The following is a 16173-nucleotide window of genomic DNA, read 5'->3' on the forward strand; positions in this document are numbered from 1 at the left end:
CTTCCTGTCCGGCTTCCACGCTCAGGAAGCTGTCCGGCCTCAGCGGCGGACGGCGTCCAGCGCGTCGATCAGACCGGCTCCGTAGAAGCCGTTCTTGTTCTTGCCACCCTCGCAGACGGCGTCGATCTTGCCGTCGTTGTCGATGTCGTACGGGTTGGTGCAGGCGCGGTCGTCGGCCTGCGCGTACAGCAGCGCCTTCAGCGCCGCCGGGCTCGCGTGGGGGTGCGTCGACTTGATGAGCGCCAGGACACCCGCCGCGTGCGGCGAGGCCATCGACGTACCGGCCTTGTAGTTGTAGCCGCCGTTGACCGTGGTCGACAGGATGCGGCCGTTGACCGCCGGGGCGTCCGGGGCCTGGTAGACGGTGCTGTCGCCACCGGGGGCGGAGACGTCGATGACACCGAGACCGTAGTTGGAGTAGGACGCCTTGAGGCCCTTGGCTCCGGTCGCGGAGACCGTCACGACGCCCGGCAGCATCGCCGGGTAGTCGAAGCACTCCTTCGGGTCGATGACCCGGTCACCCGGAGTGGTGTCGTTCGGGCTGCTGTTGTCGAGGATCGAGTCGGCCGCGAGGTCGAACTTCGAGTTGCCCGCCGCCGCGACGTTGACCGTGCCCCGGCGCTCCGCGTAGCGGGTCGCGCGGGTGACGGCCTCGATCAGGGCCTTCTGGTCCGCGTCGTTCTTGCACGCGAACATCCACGGGTCGGTGTAGTAGCTGTTGTTCGTGATGTCGACGCCGTGCTCGGCCGCCCACACGAAGCCACAGACCACGGCCTCGGTGTAGAAGAAGCCGTCCGGGGTGGACACCTTGATGCCGGCGAGCTTCACGCCCGGCGCGACACCGGTGACGCCGATGCCGTTCTTGGCAGCGCCGATGGTGCCGGCGACGTGCGTGCCGTGGTCGCTCTCGCCCACGTTCGGACGCCACGAACCGGCGGTGGTGTCCGGCTTGCCGGACACGCAGTTCGCGGACTTCGCGGCGTCGAAGTTCGGCGCCAGGTCCGGGTGGGTGTCGTCGACACCGGTGTCGATGATGCCGACCGTGACCCGCTTGCTGCCGAGGGTCTTCTGGTGGGCCTTGTCGGCCTTGATCGCCGGGAGGTCCCACTGCAGGGGCTCCAGCGGGTCCTGCTCGTCCGTCGCGCGCTCGGCGGCGGCCTTCGCCTCGGCCGCGGACAGCGTCTGCGCGCCCTCGTCGACGGCGTCGTCGGACTGGACGGTCAGCGGGGCGGTACGGGTCGAACCGGCCGACACCACACCGCGCGCCTGACGGATCGTCTTCGCGAACTCGGGGTTCTGCGAGTGGACGACTATGACGCCTATCTGGTCGTACGAGACGACGACCTCGCCACCCGCGGCGGCGATGGCCTTCTTCACCGAGGCGGCCGTCCAGCGGCCACCGTCGACGTTGACGACGTACGAGAGCTTCGGGCCGTTCGTGGCGACGGCGGCCGGAGCGTCACTCAGTTCCGCGGCGGAGGCGGCGCCGGGGGCAAGGAAGCCGAGCGAGGCCGTGAGCGCGAGACCAACCGGCAGAGCGAGAGCTCGGCCGCGCCTCGATCCCAGATGAGCCATGGGTTCTCCACATCATCCGTATGTACTGTCCGCGCGCGGGTTTGCCCGCGGACAGGTGCATGACGAGTGAAGCTATCGCTGATCTTCCCGAAGCTTCAATGAGTTGAGAAGTTTTCATGAAGATCTGTTCAAAGAAATCCTCGGAGTGAACCGCTTCGCTTCCGGCTCCGTGCCGTTGGTCAGGGGAGGAGCTCCGCTCGGAGTCCCGCGTCCCGCACCCCAGGTGAGGCCCCCTTGACCATGCCGCCCGCCCCCGCGTCACGAGGAGAGTCCGTGGCTACCGAAGCACCGCCGCCGCCCAGAGACGGGACGGAGACCGCCGCCGGTCCCGTACAGCCCACGACGGAGGAGTTCGTCGAGGTGCAGCAGGGCGAGGAGTTCGGCGAACTGCGCCGTACCTACCGCTCGTTCGCCTTCCCGCTCACCCTGGCCTTCATCGCCTGGTACCTGCTGTACGTGCTGCTCTCCAACTACGCGGGCGGCTTCATGGGCACCAAGGTCTTCGGCAACATCAACATGGCGCTGGTCCTGGGCCTCGGCCAGTTCCTCACCACCTTCCTCATCGCCTGGCTCTACTCGCGGCACGCGGCGAACCGGCTCGACCCCAGGGCCGAGGCCATCAGAAACCGTATGGAGGGCGACGCATGAGCACCCCCGTCCTGCTCGCGGCGGGCAACGCCACCACCGAGCACCGGCCGCTGATCATCGCCCTCTTCGGCGCCTTCGTCCTCGCGACCCTGGTCATCACCGTCTGGGCCGGCCGGCAGACCCGCAGCGCCGCCGACTTCTACGCCGGCGGCGGCCAGTTCACCGGCTTCCAGAACGGCCTCGCGATCTCCGGCGACTACATGTCCGCCGCGTCCTTCCTCGGCATCAGCGGCGCCATCGCCCTCTACGGCTACGACGGCTTCCTCTACTCCATCGGCTTCCTCGTCGCCTGGCTCGTCGCCCTGCTCCTGGTCGCCGAACCGCTGCGCAACTCCGGCCGGTTCACGATGGGCGACGTCCTCGCCTACCGGATGCGCCAGCGCCCCGTCCGTACCGCCGCCGGCACCTCCACCATCGTCGTCTCGATCTTCTACCTGCTCGCGCAGATGGCGGGCGCGGGCGTCCTCGTCTCACTGCTGCTCGGCATCACCAGCGACGGCGGCAAGATCGCGATCGTCGCCCTCGTCGGCCTGCTGATGATCGTCTACGTGACCATCGGCGGCATGAAGGGCACCACCTGGGTGCAGATGGTCAAGGCGGTCCTGCTCATCGCGGGCACGCTCCTGATCACCTTCCTCATCCTGCTCAAGTTCGACTTCAACATCTCGGACCTGCTCGGCGCCGCCGCCACCAACAGCGGCAAGGGCGACGCCTTCCTGGAGCCCGGCCTCAAGTACGGCGCCACCGCCATGTCGAAGCTGGACTTCCTCTCGCTCGGCATCGCGCTCGTCCTCGGCACCGCCGGCCTGCCGCACATCCTGATCCGCTTCTACACGGTGCCGACCGCCAAGGCCGCCCGGAAGTCGGTCAACTGGGCCATCGGCATCATCGGCGCCTTCTACCTGATGACGATCGTCCTCGGCTTCGGCGCCGCCGCCCTGCTCAGCGGCGACACCATCAAGGCCTCCAACAAGGCGGGCAACACGGCGGCCCCGCTCACCGCCCTCGAGGTCGGCGGCGGCGCGGGATCCACCGGCGGTGCGATCCTCCTCGCCGTCATCTCCGCCGTCGCCTTCGCCACCATCCTCGCGGTCGTCGCCGGACTCACCCTGGCCTCGTCCTCGTCCTTCGCGCACGACATCTACGCGAACGTGATCAAGCGCGGCAAGGCCACCGAGAAGGAGGAGATGCGGGCCGCCCGCTGGTCCACCGTCCTCATCGGCATCGTCTCGATCGCGCTCGGCGCCCTCGCCCGCGACCTCAACGTCGCCGGCCTGGTCGCCCTCGCCTTCGCGGTCGCCGCCTCGGCCAACCTGCCGACGATCCTCTACTCGCTGTTCTGGAAGCGGTTCACCACCCGCGGCGCGCTCTGGTCGATCTACGGCGGACTGATCTCCTCCGTCGTCCTCGTGCTCTTCTCCCCGGTCGTCTCCGGCGGACCGGCCTCGATGTTCAAGGGCGTCGACTTCCACTGGTTCCCGCTGGAGAACCCGGGCCTGGTCTCGATCCCGCTGGGCTTCCTCCTCGGCTGGCTCGGCTCGCTCCTCTCCAAGGAGGAGCCGGACGCGGGCAAGTACGCCGAGCTGGAGGTCAAGTCCCTCACCGGCGTCGGGGTCGCCGCGGCGGTCAAGCACTGACCACGGCGCAGCGGGTCGTATACGTTCCGCGAGGACCGGCTGGCCGCGTCGTAGAGTTCTACGACGCGGCCGTGCCGGTCCTCGTGACAATCTGCCCTGCTCCTCGCCGGTGCGCTCACGTAGGCTCGGAACACACGCAACCACAAGACGGGGAGGGGGCCGACAGTGCTCATCGACACCTATGGCCGAGTCGCCACCGACCTGCGCGTCTCGCTGACGGACCGGTGCAACCTGCGCTGCACCTACTGCATGCCGGAGGAGGGCCTCCAGTGGCTCGCCAAGCCGGATCTCCTCACCGATGACGAGATCGTCCGGCTGATCCGCATCGCGGTCACCGACCTCGGCGTCACCGAGGTCCGCTTCACCGGCGGCGAACCGCTGCTCCGCCCCGGACTCGTCGGCATCGTCGAGCGCTGCGCGGCCCTGGAGCCGCGCCCCCGGATGTCCCTCACCACCAACGGCATCGGGCTGAAGCGCACCGCCGCCGCCCTCGAGGCCGCGGGCCTCGACCGGGTCAACGTCTCCCTGGACACCCTGCGCCCGGACGTCTTCAAGACCCTCACCCGGCGTGACCGCCACCGGGACGTCCTCGACGGCATGGCCGCCGCCCGGGACGCCGGACTCACCCCGGTCAAGGTCAACGCCGTCCTGATGCCGGGGCTCAACGCCGACGAGGCCCCCGACCTCCTCGCCTGGGCGATCACCGAGGGTTACGAGCTCCGCTTCATCGAGCAGATGCCCCTGGACGCCCAGCACGGCTGGAAGCGCGACGGCATGATCACCGCCGGGGACATCCTGGAGTCCCTGCGCACCCGCTTCACCCTGACCGCCGAGGGCGCCGACGAGCGCGGCTCGGCCCCCGCCGAGCGCTGGACCGTCGACGGCGGACCGCACACGGTCGGTGTCATCGCCTCCGTCACCCGCCCGTTCTGCCGGGCCTGCGACCGGACCCGGCTCACCGCCGACGGACAGGTGCGGACCTGTCTGTTCGCGACCGAGGAGACGGACCTGCGGGCCGCCCTCCGGTCGGACGCCGGGGACGGGGAGGTCGCGGAGCTCTGGAAGAAGGCGATGTGGGGCAAGAAGGCCGGCTCCGGCCTCGACGACCCGAGCTTCCTGCAGCCCGAGCGTCCGATGTCGGCGATCGGCGGCTGACGGCGGGGCACTCCCCAGGGGGTGCCACCGGACTCCCCTCGGCGGCCGACGGCTAGGGGGTGTCCCCGGACTCCCAGTCCGCGAGCGGGACCACGTCCTTCAGGAATCCCCGTACGCCCAGGAACTGCGAGAGGTGTTCGCGGTGCTCCTCGCACGCGAGCCAGGTCTTGCGACGCTCGGGCGTGTGCAGCTTGGGGTTGTTCCACGCGAGGACCCAGACGGCGTCGGCGCGGCAGGCTTTGGCGGAACAGATCGGCTTCTCTTCGCTCACCTGATCATTGTCCAGCAAGGGCGATGCCGAGCAGCCACGGGGGGAGCTGCCCGGCATCGGTCCGTCGCTCCGACGGGGGATGCGGAGCGCGTAGGCAGTATGTCACGGCACCTGGGGTCGGGTGCACTGGAACTACATGATTGATCTGAGGTTTTCCTGAGGTTTCCGGCCACTCTCCGTGATCACTTCCGGCCGTGCGGTTGCTCCCCGTCCTTGTCGCCGGAAGTCTCCGCGGCACCCAGCGCGGGCCGCGCCGGAGTCGGTACGAAGGTGGAGGGAAGGGACGGAGTCGACTCGCGTCCCGCGTTCGCGATGACCACGGCGATATAGGGGAGCAGGATGCCCAGGGCGAGCGCGACGACGGCCACGTGCCGTTCGACGTTCCACAGCACCGCGGCCGCGATCACGGAGAGCGTCCGGACCGTCATCGAGATGATGTAGCGCCGCTGCCGTCCCCGGACGTCGTCGGCGAGCCCCTGCCGGGCTCCCGTGATCCGGAAGACCTCGGATCCGCCACTCTTCGGCATCGTCGTCCACCACCCACCGGTCGCGCCGGACCCTCCCCGGTCCGGACCTCTTTCCACGGTACGCCCGCCCTTCAGCGCCGACGAGACCGGGGCACGGATGGCGCTGTCCGACATGCGCCGTATGGCGGAGGGGCCGAGACTGGGCGCACATGCGTACAAGGAGGCGACGATGAGTTGGTTGTGGGCGATCATCGTGGGATTCGTCCTCGGCCTGATCGCGAAGGCGATCCTGCCGGGGAAGCAGCAGATCCCGCTCTGGCTGACGACCGTGTTCGGCATTCTCGGCAGCGTGCTCGGCAACGCGGTCGCGACCTGGATCGGCGTCAACGACACCAAGGGCATCGACTGGACCCGCCACCTGCTCCAGCTGCTCGGCGCCGTCGCCGTGGTCGGGGTGGGCGACATGCTGTGGGCCTCCATGAAGGGAACCCGGCAGCGAACCTAGGCCGCCCCGTCGGCCACGTGAAAGCCGGGAGGCCCGGTACGGCACACCACGTGCCGTACCGGGCCTCCCGGTTCTCACTCGGTCCGGTCGTACGCCGCTCAGCCGGCGAACTCGATCGCCGCCAGGTTCTTCTTGCCGCGCCGCAGCACCAGCCAGCGGCCGTGCAGCAGCTCCTCCGCCGCCACCTCGGCGTCCTCGGCGGTGACCTTCACGTTGTTCACGTAGGCCCCGCCCTCCTTCACCGTGCGCCGCGCCGCCGACTTGCTCGCGGCGAGCCCGACCTCGGTGAACAGGTCCACGACCTGGCCCAGTTCGGTCACCCGCGCGTGCGGCAGCTCGGACAGGGCGGCGGCGAGCGTCGCCTCGTCCAGCTCGGCCAGGTCGCCCTGCCCGAACAGCGCCTTGGAGGCGTTGATGACGGCCGCGCACTGGTCCGCGCCGTGCACCAGGGTGGTGAGCTCCTCGGCCAGCGCGCGCTGCGCGGCACGCGCCTGCGGCCGCTCGGCGGTCTGCGCCTCCAGCTCCTCCAGCTCCTCGCGGGAGCGGAAGGACAGGATGCGCATGTACGTCGAGATGTCCCGGTCGTCCACGTTCAGCCAGAACTGGTAGAACGCGTACGGCGTGGTCATCTCGGCGTCCAGCCAGACGGCCCCGCTCTCGGACTTGCCGAACTTGGTGCCGTCCGCCTTGACCATCAGCGGGGTCGCCAGCGCGTGCGCCTGCGCCCCCGGCTCCAGGCGGTGGATCAGGTCGAGCCCGGCCACCAGGTTGCCCCACTGGTCCGAGCCGCCCTGCTGGAGCGTGCAGCCGTAGCGGCGGTACAGCTCCAGGAAGTCCATGCCCTGGAGCAGCTGGTAGCTGAACTCCGTGTAGCTGATGCCCTGCTCGGACTCCAGTCGCCGGGCGACGGAGTCCTTGGTCAGCATCTTGTTGACCCGGAAGTGCTTGCCGATGTCCCGCAGGAACTCGATCGCCGAGAGGCCGGCGGTCCAGTCCAGGTTGTTCACCATGACCGCCGCGTTCTCCCCCTCGAAGGAGAGGAAGGGCTCGATCTGCGTCCGCAGCCGGTTCACCCAGTTCGCGACCGTCTCGGGGTCGTTCAGGGTGCGCTCGGCCGTCGGCCGCGGGTCACCGATCTGCCCGGTGGCCCCGCCGACCAGTGCCAGCGGCCGGTGCCCGGCCTGCTGGAGCCGGCGGACGGTGAGGACCTGGACCAGGTGGCCGACGTGGAGACTGGCCGCGGTCGGGTCGAAACCGCAATAGAACGTGACGGGACCGTCCGCGAGAGCCTTGCGCAGTGCGTCCTCATCGGTGGACTGGGCGAAGAGCCCACGCCACTTCAGCTCGTCGACGATGTCCGTCACGGTCGTCCGTCTCCTTGATCGATTCAGGGTGGTGCCACGGCCCAGTCTAGGTGGGTCAGACCCCCTTGCTGACCGAGCTCATGTTGAAGTCGGGCACCCGCAGGGCGGGCATCGCGGCCCGGGTGAACCAGTCGCTCCACTCGCGCGGCAGCGTCTTCTCCGTCCGGCCCGCCTCCGAGGCCCGCGACAGCAGGTCCACCGGCGACTCGTTGAACCGGAAGTTGTTCACCTCGCCGACCACCTCGCCGTTCTCGACGAGGTAGACGCCGTCCCGGGTCAGACCGGTGAGCAGCAGCGTCGCCGGATCGACCTCGCGGATGTACCAGAGGCAGGTCAGCAGCAGACCGCGCTCGGTCGAGGCGACCATCTCCTCCAGGGAGCGCTCGCCGCCGCCGTCCAGGATCAGGTTCCCGGCTCCGGGCGCCACGGGCAAGCGGGTGAGTTCCGCCGTGTGCCGGGTGGTGATCAGCCGGTCCAGCTTCCCGTCCCGCACCCAGTCCGTCGGCGCGACCGGCAGGCCGTTGTCGAAGACCGACGAGTCGTCGCCCGAGGAGTGCGCGATCACGAACGGCGCGGACTCCAGGCCCGGCTCGTTCGGGTCGCTGCGCAGCGTCAGCGGCAGCGGCGACAGGGTCTCGCCGAGCCGGGTGCCGCCGCCGGGCTTCGAGAAGACCGTACGGCCCTCCACCGCGTCCCGGGCCGCGGACGACCACAGCTGGTAGATCATCAGATCGGCCACCGCCGTCGGCGGCAGCAGCGTCTCGTACCGCCCGGCGGGCAGCTCGATCCGCCGCTCCGCCCAGCCGAGCCGGGTCGCCAGCTCGGCGTCGAGCGCCGCCGGATCGACGTCCTTGAAGTCCCGGGTCGAACGCCCGGCCCAGGCGGACCGCGAGCGGTCGGGGGACTTGGCGTTCAGCTCCAGGGTCCCGTTGGGCTGGTCGTGGCGGAGCCGCAGGCCCGTCGACGTACCCAGATAGGTGGAGGTCAGTTCGTGGTTGGCGAAGCCGTACAGCTCCCGGCCGCCGGACCGGGCGCGGGCGAAGGCCTCGCCGAGCGCCGGGGCGAAGTCGGCGAACACGGCGGAGGAGGTCTCCGCCGGCGCGTCCGTGAAGTCGGGCGAGGCGGGGACGTCGCGCACCAGCGGCTGGGCGTCCTCGGCGGGCCCCGCGGTACGGGCGGCGGCCTCGGCGGCCCGGACCAGGGGCTCCAGGTCGTCGGCGGTCACCGCGGAGCGCGAGACGACACCGGAGGCGGTGCCCTGCGCGCCGTCGACGGTCGCGATCACGGTGAGCGTACGGCCGCGGGTGACGCCGTTGGTGGTGAGCGCGTTGCCCGCCCAGCGCAGATTGGCCGAGGACTCCTCGTCGGCGATGACGACACACCCGTCGGCACGGGACAGCTCAAGGGCCCGCTCGACGATCTCGTACGGCTTGCTGACGCGGCTCATCGTCCGGCCTCCTGCGTCGTATTGAGACGGTGCTTGCCCGGGGGGCGACCCCCGGACCCCCGGCGATTGTCGTGGCGGGCGCTCATCGTCCGGCCTCCTGCGTCGTATTGAGGATGTTGACGCCCCGGAAGAGGGCGGAGGGGCAGCCGTGGGAGACCGCGGCGACCTGGCCCGGCTGGGCCTTGCCGCAGTTGAAGGCGCCACCGAGGACGTACGTCTGCGGGCCGCCGACCTTCTCCATCGAGCCCCAGAAGTCGGTGGTCGTCGCCTGGTAGGCCACGTCCCGCAGCTGCCCGGCGAGCCGCCCGTTCTCGATGCGGAAGAAGCGCTGCCCGGTGAACTGGAAGTTGTAGCGCTGCATGTCGATCGACCAGGACCGGTCGCCGACCACGTAGATCCCGCGCTCCACGCCCCCGATCAGGTCCTCCGTGGACAGACCGCCCGGGTCCGGCCGCAGCGAGACGTTCGCCATCCGCTGCACCGGCACATGCGCGGGGGAGTCCGCGAAGGCGCAGCCGTTCGACCGGCCGAGGCCGGTGAGCTTCGCGATCCGGCGGTCCAGCTGGTAGCCGACGAGTGTGCCGTCCTTCACCAGGTCCCAGCTCTGCGCTTCGACGCCCTCGTCGTCGTACCCGATCGTCGCGAGCCCGTGCTCGGCGGTCCGGTCACCCGTCACGTTCATGATCGAGGAGCCGTACGCCAGCTTGCCCAGCTGGTCGAAGGTGGCGAAGGAGGTGCCCGCGTACGCCGCCTCGTAGCCGAGCGCCCGGTCCAGCTCGGTGGCGTGCCCGATCGACTCGTGGATCGTCAGCCAGAGGTTCGACGGGTCCACGACCAGGTCGTACCGGCCCGCCTCCACGCTCGGCGCCCGCATCTTCTCGGCGAGCAGCCCCGGGATCTCGTCGAGCTCCTTGTCCCAGTCCCAGCCGGTGCCCGTCAGGTACTCCCAGCCCCGCCCGACCGGCGGCGCGATCGTCCGCATCGAGTCGAACTCACCGGTCGTCCCGTCGACGGCGACGGCCGTGAGCTGCGGGTGCAGCCGGACCCGCTGCTGGGTGGTGACGGTGCCGGCCGTGTCCGCGTAGAACTTGTTCTCGTGGACGGTGAGCAGCGAGGCGTCCACATGCGCCACGCCCTCCGCCCGCAGCAGCCGGGAGCTCCAGTCGGCGAGCAGCGCGCTCTTCTCCGCGCCGGGGACGGAGAAGGGGTCGATCTCGTACGAGGAGATCCAGGTCCGCTCCTCGTGCACCGGCTCGGCGGCCAGCTCCACGCGCTCGTCCGAACCCGCCGCGGCGATCACCTTCGCCGACAGCTTCGCCATGGCGACCGCCTGCGAGGCGACCTTCGCGGCCCCGTCCATGGTCAGGTCGACCCCGGACGCGAACCCCCAGGCCCCGCCGTGCACCACCCGCACCGCGTACCCGAGGTCGGTGGTGTCCGAGGAACCGGACGGTTTGGCGTCGCGCAGTCGCCAGGAGGCGCTGCGCACCCGCTCCAGACGGAAGTCGGCGTGCTCGGCACCGAGCGCGCGCGCTCGGGCGAGCGCCGCGTCGGCGAGTGCCCGCAGGGGCAGCGCGACGAACGAAGGGTCGATCTGATGGACCACGAGCGGCCTCGCTCTCGGTGATCGGACGGCGGTGGTTGAACTGTCCGGGAAGTCAATCACGGGACGGACGGCCGGGTTGGCGCATTACCGACGCGGTGCCCCTGAGCTGTAGGGACCCGACAGTGACACCGGTACGCCACTGTCGGAGGTCGATTCCTCATGTCGGGGGCGATACCGATAGGTTTTCGGCTACCAGACCGCTATCGAAAGGGTGATCCGTTGAGCCGCTCGGTTCTCGTCACCGGAGGAAACCGGGGCATCGGCCTCGCCATCGCCCGCGCGTTCGCCGAAGCCGGCGACAAGGTCGCGATCACGTACCGCTCCGGCGAGCCGCCGGCGGCGCTCACCGAACTCGGCTGCCTGGCGGTGAAGTGCGACATCACCGACGGCGAGCAGGTGGAGCAGGCGTACAAGGAGATCGAGGAGAAGCACGGTCCGGTCGAGGTCCTCGTGGCCAACGCCGGCGTGACGAAGGACCAGCTCCTCATGCGCATGTCGGAGGAGGACTTCACGTCCGTCGTCGACACCAACCTCACCGGCACCTTCCGGGTCGTCAAGCGTGCCAACCGCGGGATGCTGCGCGCCAAGAAGGGCCGCGTCGTCCTGATCTCCTCGGTCGTCGGTCTGCTGGGCTCCGCGGGACAGGCCAACTACGCCGCCTCCAAGGCGGGTCTGGTCGGCTTCGCCCGCTCCCTCGCGCGTGAGCTGGGCTCCCGCAACATCACCTTCAATGTCGTCGCCCCTGGTTTCGTCGACACCGACATGACCGCGGTGCTCACCGACGAGCAGCGCGCGGGCATCGTGTCCCAGGTGCCGCTGGGCCGCTACGCCCAGCCGGAGGAGATCGCCGCCGCGGTGAAGTTCCTCGCCTCCGACGACGCCTCGTACATCACTGGAGCCGTCATCCCGGTTGACGGCGGATTGGGCATGGGTCACTGATCACCATGAGCGGAATTCTCGAGGGCAAGCGCATCCTCATCACCGGTGTGCTGATGGAGTCCTCCATCGCCTTCCACGCCGCGAAGCTGGCCCAGGAACAGGGTGCGGAGATCATCCTCACCGCCTGGCCCCGGCCGACGCTGACGGAGCGCATCGCCAAGAAGCTCCCCAAGCCCGAGAACGTCAAGGTCCTGGAGCTCGACGTCTCGAACGACGAGCACCTCGCCCGCCTGGAGGGCCAGGTCCGTGAGCAGCTGGGCGACCGCCTCGACGGCATCGTGCACTCCATCGGCTTCGCGCCGCAGGACGCGCTCGGCGGCAACTTCCTGAACACCCCGTTCGAGTCCGTGGCCACCGCCATGCACGTCTCCGCCTTCTCCCTGAAGTCGCTGACGATGGCGCTGCTGCCGCTGATGTCCGAGGGCGGTTCGGTCGTCGGCCTCACCTTCGACGCGCAGTACGCCTGGCCGCAGTACGACTGGATGGGCCCGGCCAAGGCCGCCCTGGAGGCCACCAGCCGCTACATGGCGCGTGACCTGGGCAAGCAGAACATCCGCTGCAACCTGATCTCGGCGGGTCCGCTCGGCTCCATGGCCGCCAAGTCCATCCCGGGCTTCGACGGTCTGGCCTCCGTGTGGGACAGCCGCTCCCCGCTGACCTGGGACCTCGCGGACCCGGAGCCGGCCGGCCGCGGCATCGTCGCGCTGCTCTCGGACTGGTTCCCGATGACCACGGGCGAGATCATCCACGTCGACGGCGGTCTGCACGCGATCGGCGCCTAACCGCTCCGTACAGCAGGAAAGGGCCGTGTGCCCGCCCTCCGGGGCGGACACACGGCCCTCGTCGTCGCGCAACTCCTGCCCGACTCGAAAAGTAGCGCGAATCACCCCAGACTGGGGCAGAGCGTGAGGTTCCTGCTGCTGACGGGGAGGAGGTACGGGCATGCGCGCGACAGGTCACGGGTTCGGCGCGTTCGCCACCGTCGCCGTACTGATCACCGGGATAGCCGTCGCCGCCGAGGTGCGGGCCGCTCCCGCCCCGGCCGAGGAGGCCGCCCCCGTCACCGCCCCGGCGGCCGCGGAGCCGGAGGACTTCGGCGCCTCCTGCCGCACCGTCGTCCAGGGCTCCCGCGTCACCGCCCACTGCCAGAACCCGTACCCCCGCACCGACCGGGTCCGCCTGCACGTCGAGTGCGACCGCTGGTGGGACGTCGACACCGACAGCGCCCCCGTGGAGGTCGGACCCGCCGACTACGCGCAGGTCAGCGGGCGCTGCTGGAAGGAGGTCCGGTCGGCCTGGGTCACGCACCAGCCGGCGGACCGGGCTCCGGAACCGGCTCCGTCGCAGGGCTCCTGAGGCACATGAAGGGATAGCCGGCCGCCTCCGTGCCGGCCAGCTCGGCGTCGCCGTCCCGGATCGCGTCCACGAGACGCGCGTGGTCCATGTGGTTCTCCGGCCGCAGCACCCGCCCCACGTCGCCGCGCAGCCAGTCCCGCAGCAGATCGCCCAGGTCCGCGTAGAGCTCCGTCAGCACCTCGTTGCCCGAGGCGGCGACGACCGCGTGGTGGAAGGCGGCGTCGACGGTCACGAACCGCTCCGCGTCCCCGGACTCCCAGGCCTCCTCACGCCGTACGAGGAGCGCGTCGAGCTGCTTCAGGTCGCGCTCGGTGCGCCGCCCGGCGGCGAACCGCGCCGCGGCGGACTCCAGGGTCGAGCGCAGCTCGGCGACGTGCCGGGGGTCGGAGTCGGCGAAGCGCCGGTGCATGACCCCCGACAGCTCGCTGGTGGCGACCACGTACGTGCCCGAGCCCTGCCGGATGTCGAGCAGACCGTTGTGGGCGAGCGCCCGGACGGCCTCGCGCACGGTGTTGCGGGCCACCCCCAGCTGTTCGACCAGCTCGGGTTCGGTGGGGATGCGTGAACCCACCGGCCACTCGCCGGAGGTGATCTGGTTCCGCAGCTCGGCGATCACCTGATCGGAGAGGCCTGCGCGCCGCGGGTGACCGAGGGGCATGGAGCACCGTCCTATTCGTTCAAGAGTGGACAATCAATCATCCCATGATTCTATGATGGCCTCATGCCTGACGAGCCGAAGACCCTCGAACCCGCCGCACGACCGGCCGGAACCACCGCTCCGGGCGGAGCCGCGACGACGGCCGCCGGCACCCCGGGAGCACGGACGGCCGGTGCCGGCACGAAGACGCCCGCGGCGGCCACCACCGCCGCGGATTCTTCCGCACCCGCCCCGGCGCACCGCTGGACCCTCGGCCTCGTCACCGTCGGCCTCGTCCTCGCCGCGCTGAACCTGCGCCCCGCCATCACCAGCCTCGGCGCCCTCCTCGAAGAGGTCAGCGAAGGCCTCCACATGAGCGGCAGCGTCGCCGGCGTCCTCACCTCCGTACCGCCGCTCTGCTTCGCGGTCTTCGGCATCATGGCCCCGCGCCTCGCCCGCCGCTTCGGCCCCGCCGCCGTCGTCTGCGCCGGCATGGCCGCGATCTTCGCGGGCCTGGTCCTGCGCCCCTTCGCCACCGGCACCGCCGGCTTCCTCGCCGCCAGCGCCCTCGCCCTCATGGGCATCGCCGTCAGCAACGTCCTGATGCCCGTCATCGTCAAGCGGTACTTCCCCGACCGCATCGGCAGCATGACCGGCCTCTACTCCATGGCACTCGCCCTCGGCACCTCCGTCGCGGCCGCCGCGACCGTCCCGATGACCGAGGCCCTCGGCGGGGACTGGCGCCTCGGACTCGGCGTCTGGGCCGCCGTCGCGGCCCTCGCCGTCCTGCCCTGGATCCCGCTCCTGCGCGACCGGAAGCGCACCGGCACGCCCGTGGAGAGCGGGCCAGGGAACGCCACCGCGACCGTCCCGGCCGCCACGGCGCGGACCGCCCCCGGCTCGCGCATCACCCGCAGCCGTACCGCCTGGGCCCTCGGCGTGTTCTTCGGCCTCCAGGCGACCGGCGCCTACATCACCATGGGCTGGATGCCGCAGATCTTCCGTGACGCGGGCGTCTCCGCCTCCACGGCGGGCGTGCTCCTCGCCGTCACCATGGTCATGGGCGTGCCGCTCGCCTTCGTCATCCCGCGGCTCGCGACCCGGATGAAGAACCAGGGCCCGATCGTCGTCGCGCTCGGCCTCTGCGGCCTCACCGGCTACACCGGCCTCTTCCTCGCGCCGTCCGCCGGGGCCTGGGTCTGGGCCGTGCTGCTCGGCATCTCCAACTGCTCGTTCCCGCTCGCCCTCACCATGATCGGCATGCGCTCGCGCACCGGAGCGGGCGTCGTCCGCCTCTCCGCCTTCGCGCAGAGCGTCGGCTACCTCATCTCGATCCCCGGCCCCCTCCTCGTCGGCGTGCTCTACCAGCACAGCGGCGGCTGGGGACTGCCGATCGCCCTCATGGGCGGACTGATGATCCCGCAGATGATCGTCGGAACCCTGGCGGGGAGGGACCGGACGGTCGAGGACGAATGCTGAGATGCGAGACTGTTCGCATGCCAGTCCTCGAACCCAACCCCCAGAACGGCCAGAAGAAGCTGCTCATCGTGCTCGGCGCGATGCTCGGCATCACGGTCGTGATCGCCGTCATCGCCTCGGTCGCCTCCCCGTGAGACCTCCCGGCACCGCCCGGAGGTGGGGCTGACCCCCGCATCCCCTAGGGGGTGGGTGTCAGGGTGAAGTGGGTGGATCACCGGATGGGCCCGAGGGCCCCCGATCCCTAGGTTGGAGACAACAGGGAACGCGGAGCACTCACCCACGGAGGCGGTCATGTCGGCCCACACGTACACCCGGGTCCGGCCCACGACGAGCGGCGTCGACACCCGGCTGCCCTGGTGGGCCCTCGCCCTTCCGGCGGCTGCCTTCGTCGCCCTCCTCCTGCTGATGGCAGGGCCGGGAGAGGCCCATGAGCCCTTCGGTGCCGCCGGGATCGGCGGGGTCGTGGAGCGGATCCAGCAAACGCTCTCTCTCTGAGTCGGCACGAGCCGTTTCGTGCGAAGCTGAGGACCATGAGCGTCGACACACCCCGCAGGATCGTGCTGCTCCGACACGCCAAGGCGGACTGGAACCAGGAGTCCGACCACGAGCGGCCCCTCGCCGAGCGAGGCCGCGCGGACGCCCCCGTCGCCGGCCGCAGGCTCGCCGCGAGCGGCCTCACCTTCGACCTGGCTCTCTGCTCCACCGCCGTCCGGACCCGCGAGACCTGGAAGCTGGCCGTGCAGGAACTGCCGGAGCGACCCAGGACCGTGTACGAGGACCGGCTGTACGAAGCCTCCCTCGGCGAGCTCATCGCCCTGCTCAACGAGACCTCGGACGAGGTCTCCGACCTCCTGGTCATCGGCCACAACCCCGGCATGCACGCCCTCGCCGACGCCCTCGCCGGTGAGGCCGAGGGCGACTCCCTGGCCCGGATGAACCGGAGCGGATTCCCGACCTCCGCCTTCGCCGTCGTCCGCTTCGACGGCTCCTGGAAGTCCCTGGAGCACGGCGCGGGCCGGCTCGTCGACTTCTGGACGCCGCACGCCTGAGCCACCCGCCCGAACCGGTACGCACGAAGGGCCCGGCC

The 16173-nt window shown here is 70.5% G+C and carries 18 protein-coding genes; 11 read left to right on the forward strand and 7 right to left on the reverse strand.

The window, feature by feature from the left end; genetic code table 11:
- Positions 1-39: 39 nt before the first annotated feature.
- The gene (locus tag ASD33_RS18665) at positions 40-1575 is read right to left on the reverse strand and encodes a S8 family serine peptidase (protein ID WP_056561246.1); all 1536 of its coding nucleotides are present in this window, start codon (positions 1573-1575) and stop codon (positions 40-42) included.
- A gap of 273 nt (positions 1576-1848) precedes the next feature.
- On the opposite strand from ASD33_RS18665, the gene ASD33_RS18670 reads away from it, so the two are divergent.
- The 3 genes from ASD33_RS18670 (at position 1849) to moaA (ending at position 5015) form a co-directional block, all read left to right on the forward strand.
- Entirely contained in the window at positions 1849-2223 is a 375-nt protein-coding gene (locus ASD33_RS18670) for a DUF485 domain-containing protein (protein WP_056561248.1), read from the forward strand.
- On the forward strand, positions 2220-3860 hold the full coding sequence (locus ASD33_RS18675) for a cation acetate symporter (RefSeq protein WP_056561250.1): 1641 nt from the start codon (positions 2220-2222) through the stop codon (positions 3858-3860). The genes ASD33_RS18670 and ASD33_RS18675 overlap by 4 nt, the downstream gene beginning before the upstream one ends.
- A gap of 165 nt (positions 3861-4025) precedes the next feature.
- Positions 4026-5015: a GTP 3',8-cyclase MoaA gene (moaA, locus tag ASD33_RS18680; RefSeq protein ID WP_056561251.1), complete on the forward strand. Its 990-nt coding sequence runs from the start codon at positions 4026-4028 to the stop codon at positions 5013-5015.
- Positions 5016-5067: 52 nt separating this feature from the next.
- Here the strand turns inward: moaA and ASD33_RS18685 are convergent, their stop codons facing one another.
- Together ASD33_RS18685 and ASD33_RS18690 are read right to left on the reverse strand one after the other, a co-directional pair.
- The gene (locus ASD33_RS18685; RefSeq protein WP_056561254.1) at positions 5068-5286 is read right to left on the reverse strand and encodes a hypothetical protein; all 219 of its coding nucleotides are present in this window, start codon (positions 5284-5286) and stop codon (positions 5068-5070) included.
- Between the two features lie 182 nt (positions 5287-5468).
- The gene (locus ASD33_RS18690; RefSeq protein ID WP_056561256.1) at positions 5469-5813 is read right to left on the reverse strand and encodes a DUF3099 domain-containing protein; all 345 of its coding nucleotides are present in this window, start codon (positions 5811-5813) and stop codon (positions 5469-5471) included.
- A gap of 169 nt (positions 5814-5982) precedes the next feature.
- On the opposite strand from ASD33_RS18690, the gene ASD33_RS18695 reads away from it, so the two are divergent.
- A complete protein-coding gene (locus tag ASD33_RS18695) occupies positions 5983-6258 on the forward strand; it encodes a GlsB/YeaQ/YmgE family stress response membrane protein (RefSeq protein ID WP_056561258.1) in 276 nt (91 codons plus the stop codon).
- Positions 6259-6356: 98 nt separating this feature from the next.
- Here ASD33_RS18695 and tyrS read toward each other — a convergent pair whose 3' ends face one another.
- The 3 genes from tyrS to ASD33_RS18710 all read right to left on the reverse strand — a co-directional run bounded on the left by tyrS (position 6357) and on the right by ASD33_RS18710 (position 10675).
- Positions 6357-7622 carry a tyrosine--tRNA ligase gene (gene tyrS / locus ASD33_RS18700; RefSeq protein WP_056561260.1) on the reverse strand — a complete coding sequence of 422 codons (1266 nt, stop codon included), beginning with the start codon at positions 7620-7622 and terminating at the stop codon, positions 6357-6359.
- A gap of 55 nt (positions 7623-7677) precedes the next feature.
- Positions 7678-9069, reverse strand: a complete 1392-nt coding sequence (locus tag ASD33_RS18705) for a metallopeptidase TldD-related protein (protein WP_056561262.1) — start codon at positions 9067-9069, stop codon at positions 7678-7680.
- 82 nt (positions 9070-9151) lie between these two features.
- Positions 9152-10675, reverse strand: coding sequence for a TldD/PmbA family protein (locus ASD33_RS18710; protein ID WP_056561265.1), 1524 nt, complete (start codon positions 10673-10675; stop codon positions 9152-9154).
- A 219-nt stretch (positions 10676-10894) separates the two neighbouring features.
- Between ASD33_RS18710 and fabG the strand changes: the two genes are divergently transcribed.
- From fabG to ASD33_RS18725, 3 genes are all read left to right on the forward strand, one after another.
- On the forward strand, positions 10895-11614 hold the full coding sequence (gene fabG / locus ASD33_RS18715) for a 3-oxoacyl-[acyl-carrier-protein] reductase (RefSeq protein WP_056561267.1): 720 nt from the start codon (positions 10895-10897) through the stop codon (positions 11612-11614).
- Positions 11615-11619: 5 nt separating this feature from the next.
- Complete coding sequence (gene fabI / locus ASD33_RS18720) at positions 11620-12396, forward strand: enoyl-ACP reductase FabI (RefSeq protein WP_056561269.1); 777 nt, start codon at positions 11620-11622, stop codon at positions 12394-12396.
- Positions 12397-12556: 160 nt separating this feature from the next.
- Positions 12557-12970 (forward strand): hypothetical protein, encoded by a 414-nt coding sequence (locus ASD33_RS18725; RefSeq protein WP_056561271.1) that lies wholly within the window; start codon positions 12557-12559, stop codon positions 12968-12970.
- Here ASD33_RS18725 and ASD33_RS18730 read toward each other — a convergent pair.
- Positions 12915-13628 carry an FCD domain-containing protein gene (locus ASD33_RS18730; RefSeq protein ID WP_056561273.1) on the reverse strand — a complete coding sequence of 238 codons (714 nt, stop codon included), beginning with the start codon at positions 13626-13628 and terminating at the stop codon, positions 12915-12917. The genes ASD33_RS18725 and ASD33_RS18730 overlap by 56 nt on opposite strands.
- A 63-nt stretch (positions 13629-13691) precedes the next feature.
- On the opposite strand from ASD33_RS18730, the gene ASD33_RS18735 reads away from it, so the two are divergent.
- The 4 genes from ASD33_RS18735 to ASD33_RS18745 all read left to right on the forward strand — a co-directional run bounded on the left by ASD33_RS18735 (position 13692) and on the right by ASD33_RS18745 (position 16135).
- Complete coding sequence (locus ASD33_RS18735; RefSeq protein WP_056561275.1) at positions 13692-15086, forward strand: MFS transporter; 1395 nt, start codon at positions 13692-13694, stop codon at positions 15084-15086.
- 17 nt (positions 15087-15103) lie between these two features.
- Positions 15104-15220: an SGM_5486 family transporter-associated protein gene (locus tag ASD33_RS36800; protein WP_277922091.1), complete on the forward strand. Its 117-nt coding sequence runs from the start codon at positions 15104-15106 to the stop codon at positions 15218-15220.
- Positions 15221-15377: 157 nt separating this feature from the next.
- Positions 15378-15581 carry a hypothetical protein gene (locus ASD33_RS18740; RefSeq protein ID WP_056561277.1) on the forward strand — a complete coding sequence of 68 codons (204 nt, stop codon included), beginning with the start codon at positions 15378-15380 and terminating at the stop codon, positions 15579-15581.
- Between the two features lie 35 nt (positions 15582-15616).
- Positions 15617-16135: a histidine phosphatase family protein gene (locus tag ASD33_RS18745; protein ID WP_056561279.1), complete on the forward strand. Its 519-nt coding sequence runs from the start codon at positions 15617-15619 to the stop codon at positions 16133-16135.
- Positions 16136-16173 lie beyond the last annotated feature (38 nt).

This window comes from Streptomyces sp. Root1304 (genome assembly GCF_001426405.1).
Classification (GTDB): Bacteria; Actinomycetota; Actinomycetes; order Streptomycetales; family Streptomycetaceae; genus Streptomyces.

Excerpts from the sequence above, each read along its gene's own strand:
- ASD33_RS18740 (WP_056561277.1), top strand. The coding sequence starts at position 15,378 with ATGTCGGCCCACACGTACACCCGGGTCCGGCCCACGACGAGCGGCGTC.
- ASD33_RS18675 (WP_056561250.1), top strand. The coding sequence starts at position 2,220 with ATGAGCACCCCCGTCCTGCTCGCGGCGGGCAACGCCACCACCGAGCAC.
- ASD33_RS18690 (WP_056561256.1), bottom strand. The coding sequence starts at position 5,813 with ATGCCGAAGAGTGGCGGATCCGAGGTCTTCCGGATCACGGGAGCCCGG.
- ASD33_RS18745 (WP_056561279.1), top strand. The coding sequence starts at position 15,617 with ATGAGCGTCGACACACCCCGCAGGATCGTGCTGCTCCGACACGCCAAG.
- ASD33_RS18665 (WP_056561246.1), bottom strand. The coding sequence starts at position 1,575 with ATGGCTCATCTGGGATCGAGGCGCGGCCGAGCTCTCGCTCTGCCGGTT.
- ASD33_RS18735 (WP_056561275.1), top strand. The coding sequence starts at position 13,692 with ATGCCTGACGAGCCGAAGACCCTCGAACCCGCCGCACGACCGGCCGGA.
- ASD33_RS36800 (WP_277922091.1), top strand. The coding sequence starts at position 15,104 with ATGCCAGTCCTCGAACCCAACCCCCAGAACGGCCAGAAGAAGCTGCTC.
- fabI (WP_056561269.1), top strand. The coding sequence starts at position 11,620 with ATGAGCGGAATTCTCGAGGGCAAGCGCATCCTCATCACCGGTGTGCTG.
- ASD33_RS18695 (WP_056561258.1), top strand. The coding sequence starts at position 5,983 with ATGAGTTGGTTGTGGGCGATCATCGTGGGATTCGTCCTCGGCCTGATC.
- ASD33_RS18725 (WP_056561271.1), top strand. The coding sequence starts at position 12,557 with ATGCGCGCGACAGGTCACGGGTTCGGCGCGTTCGCCACCGTCGCCGTA.
- ASD33_RS18705 (WP_056561262.1), bottom strand. The coding sequence starts at position 9,069 with ATGAGCCGCGTCAGCAAGCCGTACGAGATCGTCGAGCGGGCCCTTGAG.
- ASD33_RS18730 (WP_056561273.1), bottom strand. The coding sequence starts at position 13,628 with ATGCCCCTCGGTCACCCGCGGCGCGCAGGCCTCTCCGATCAGGTGATC.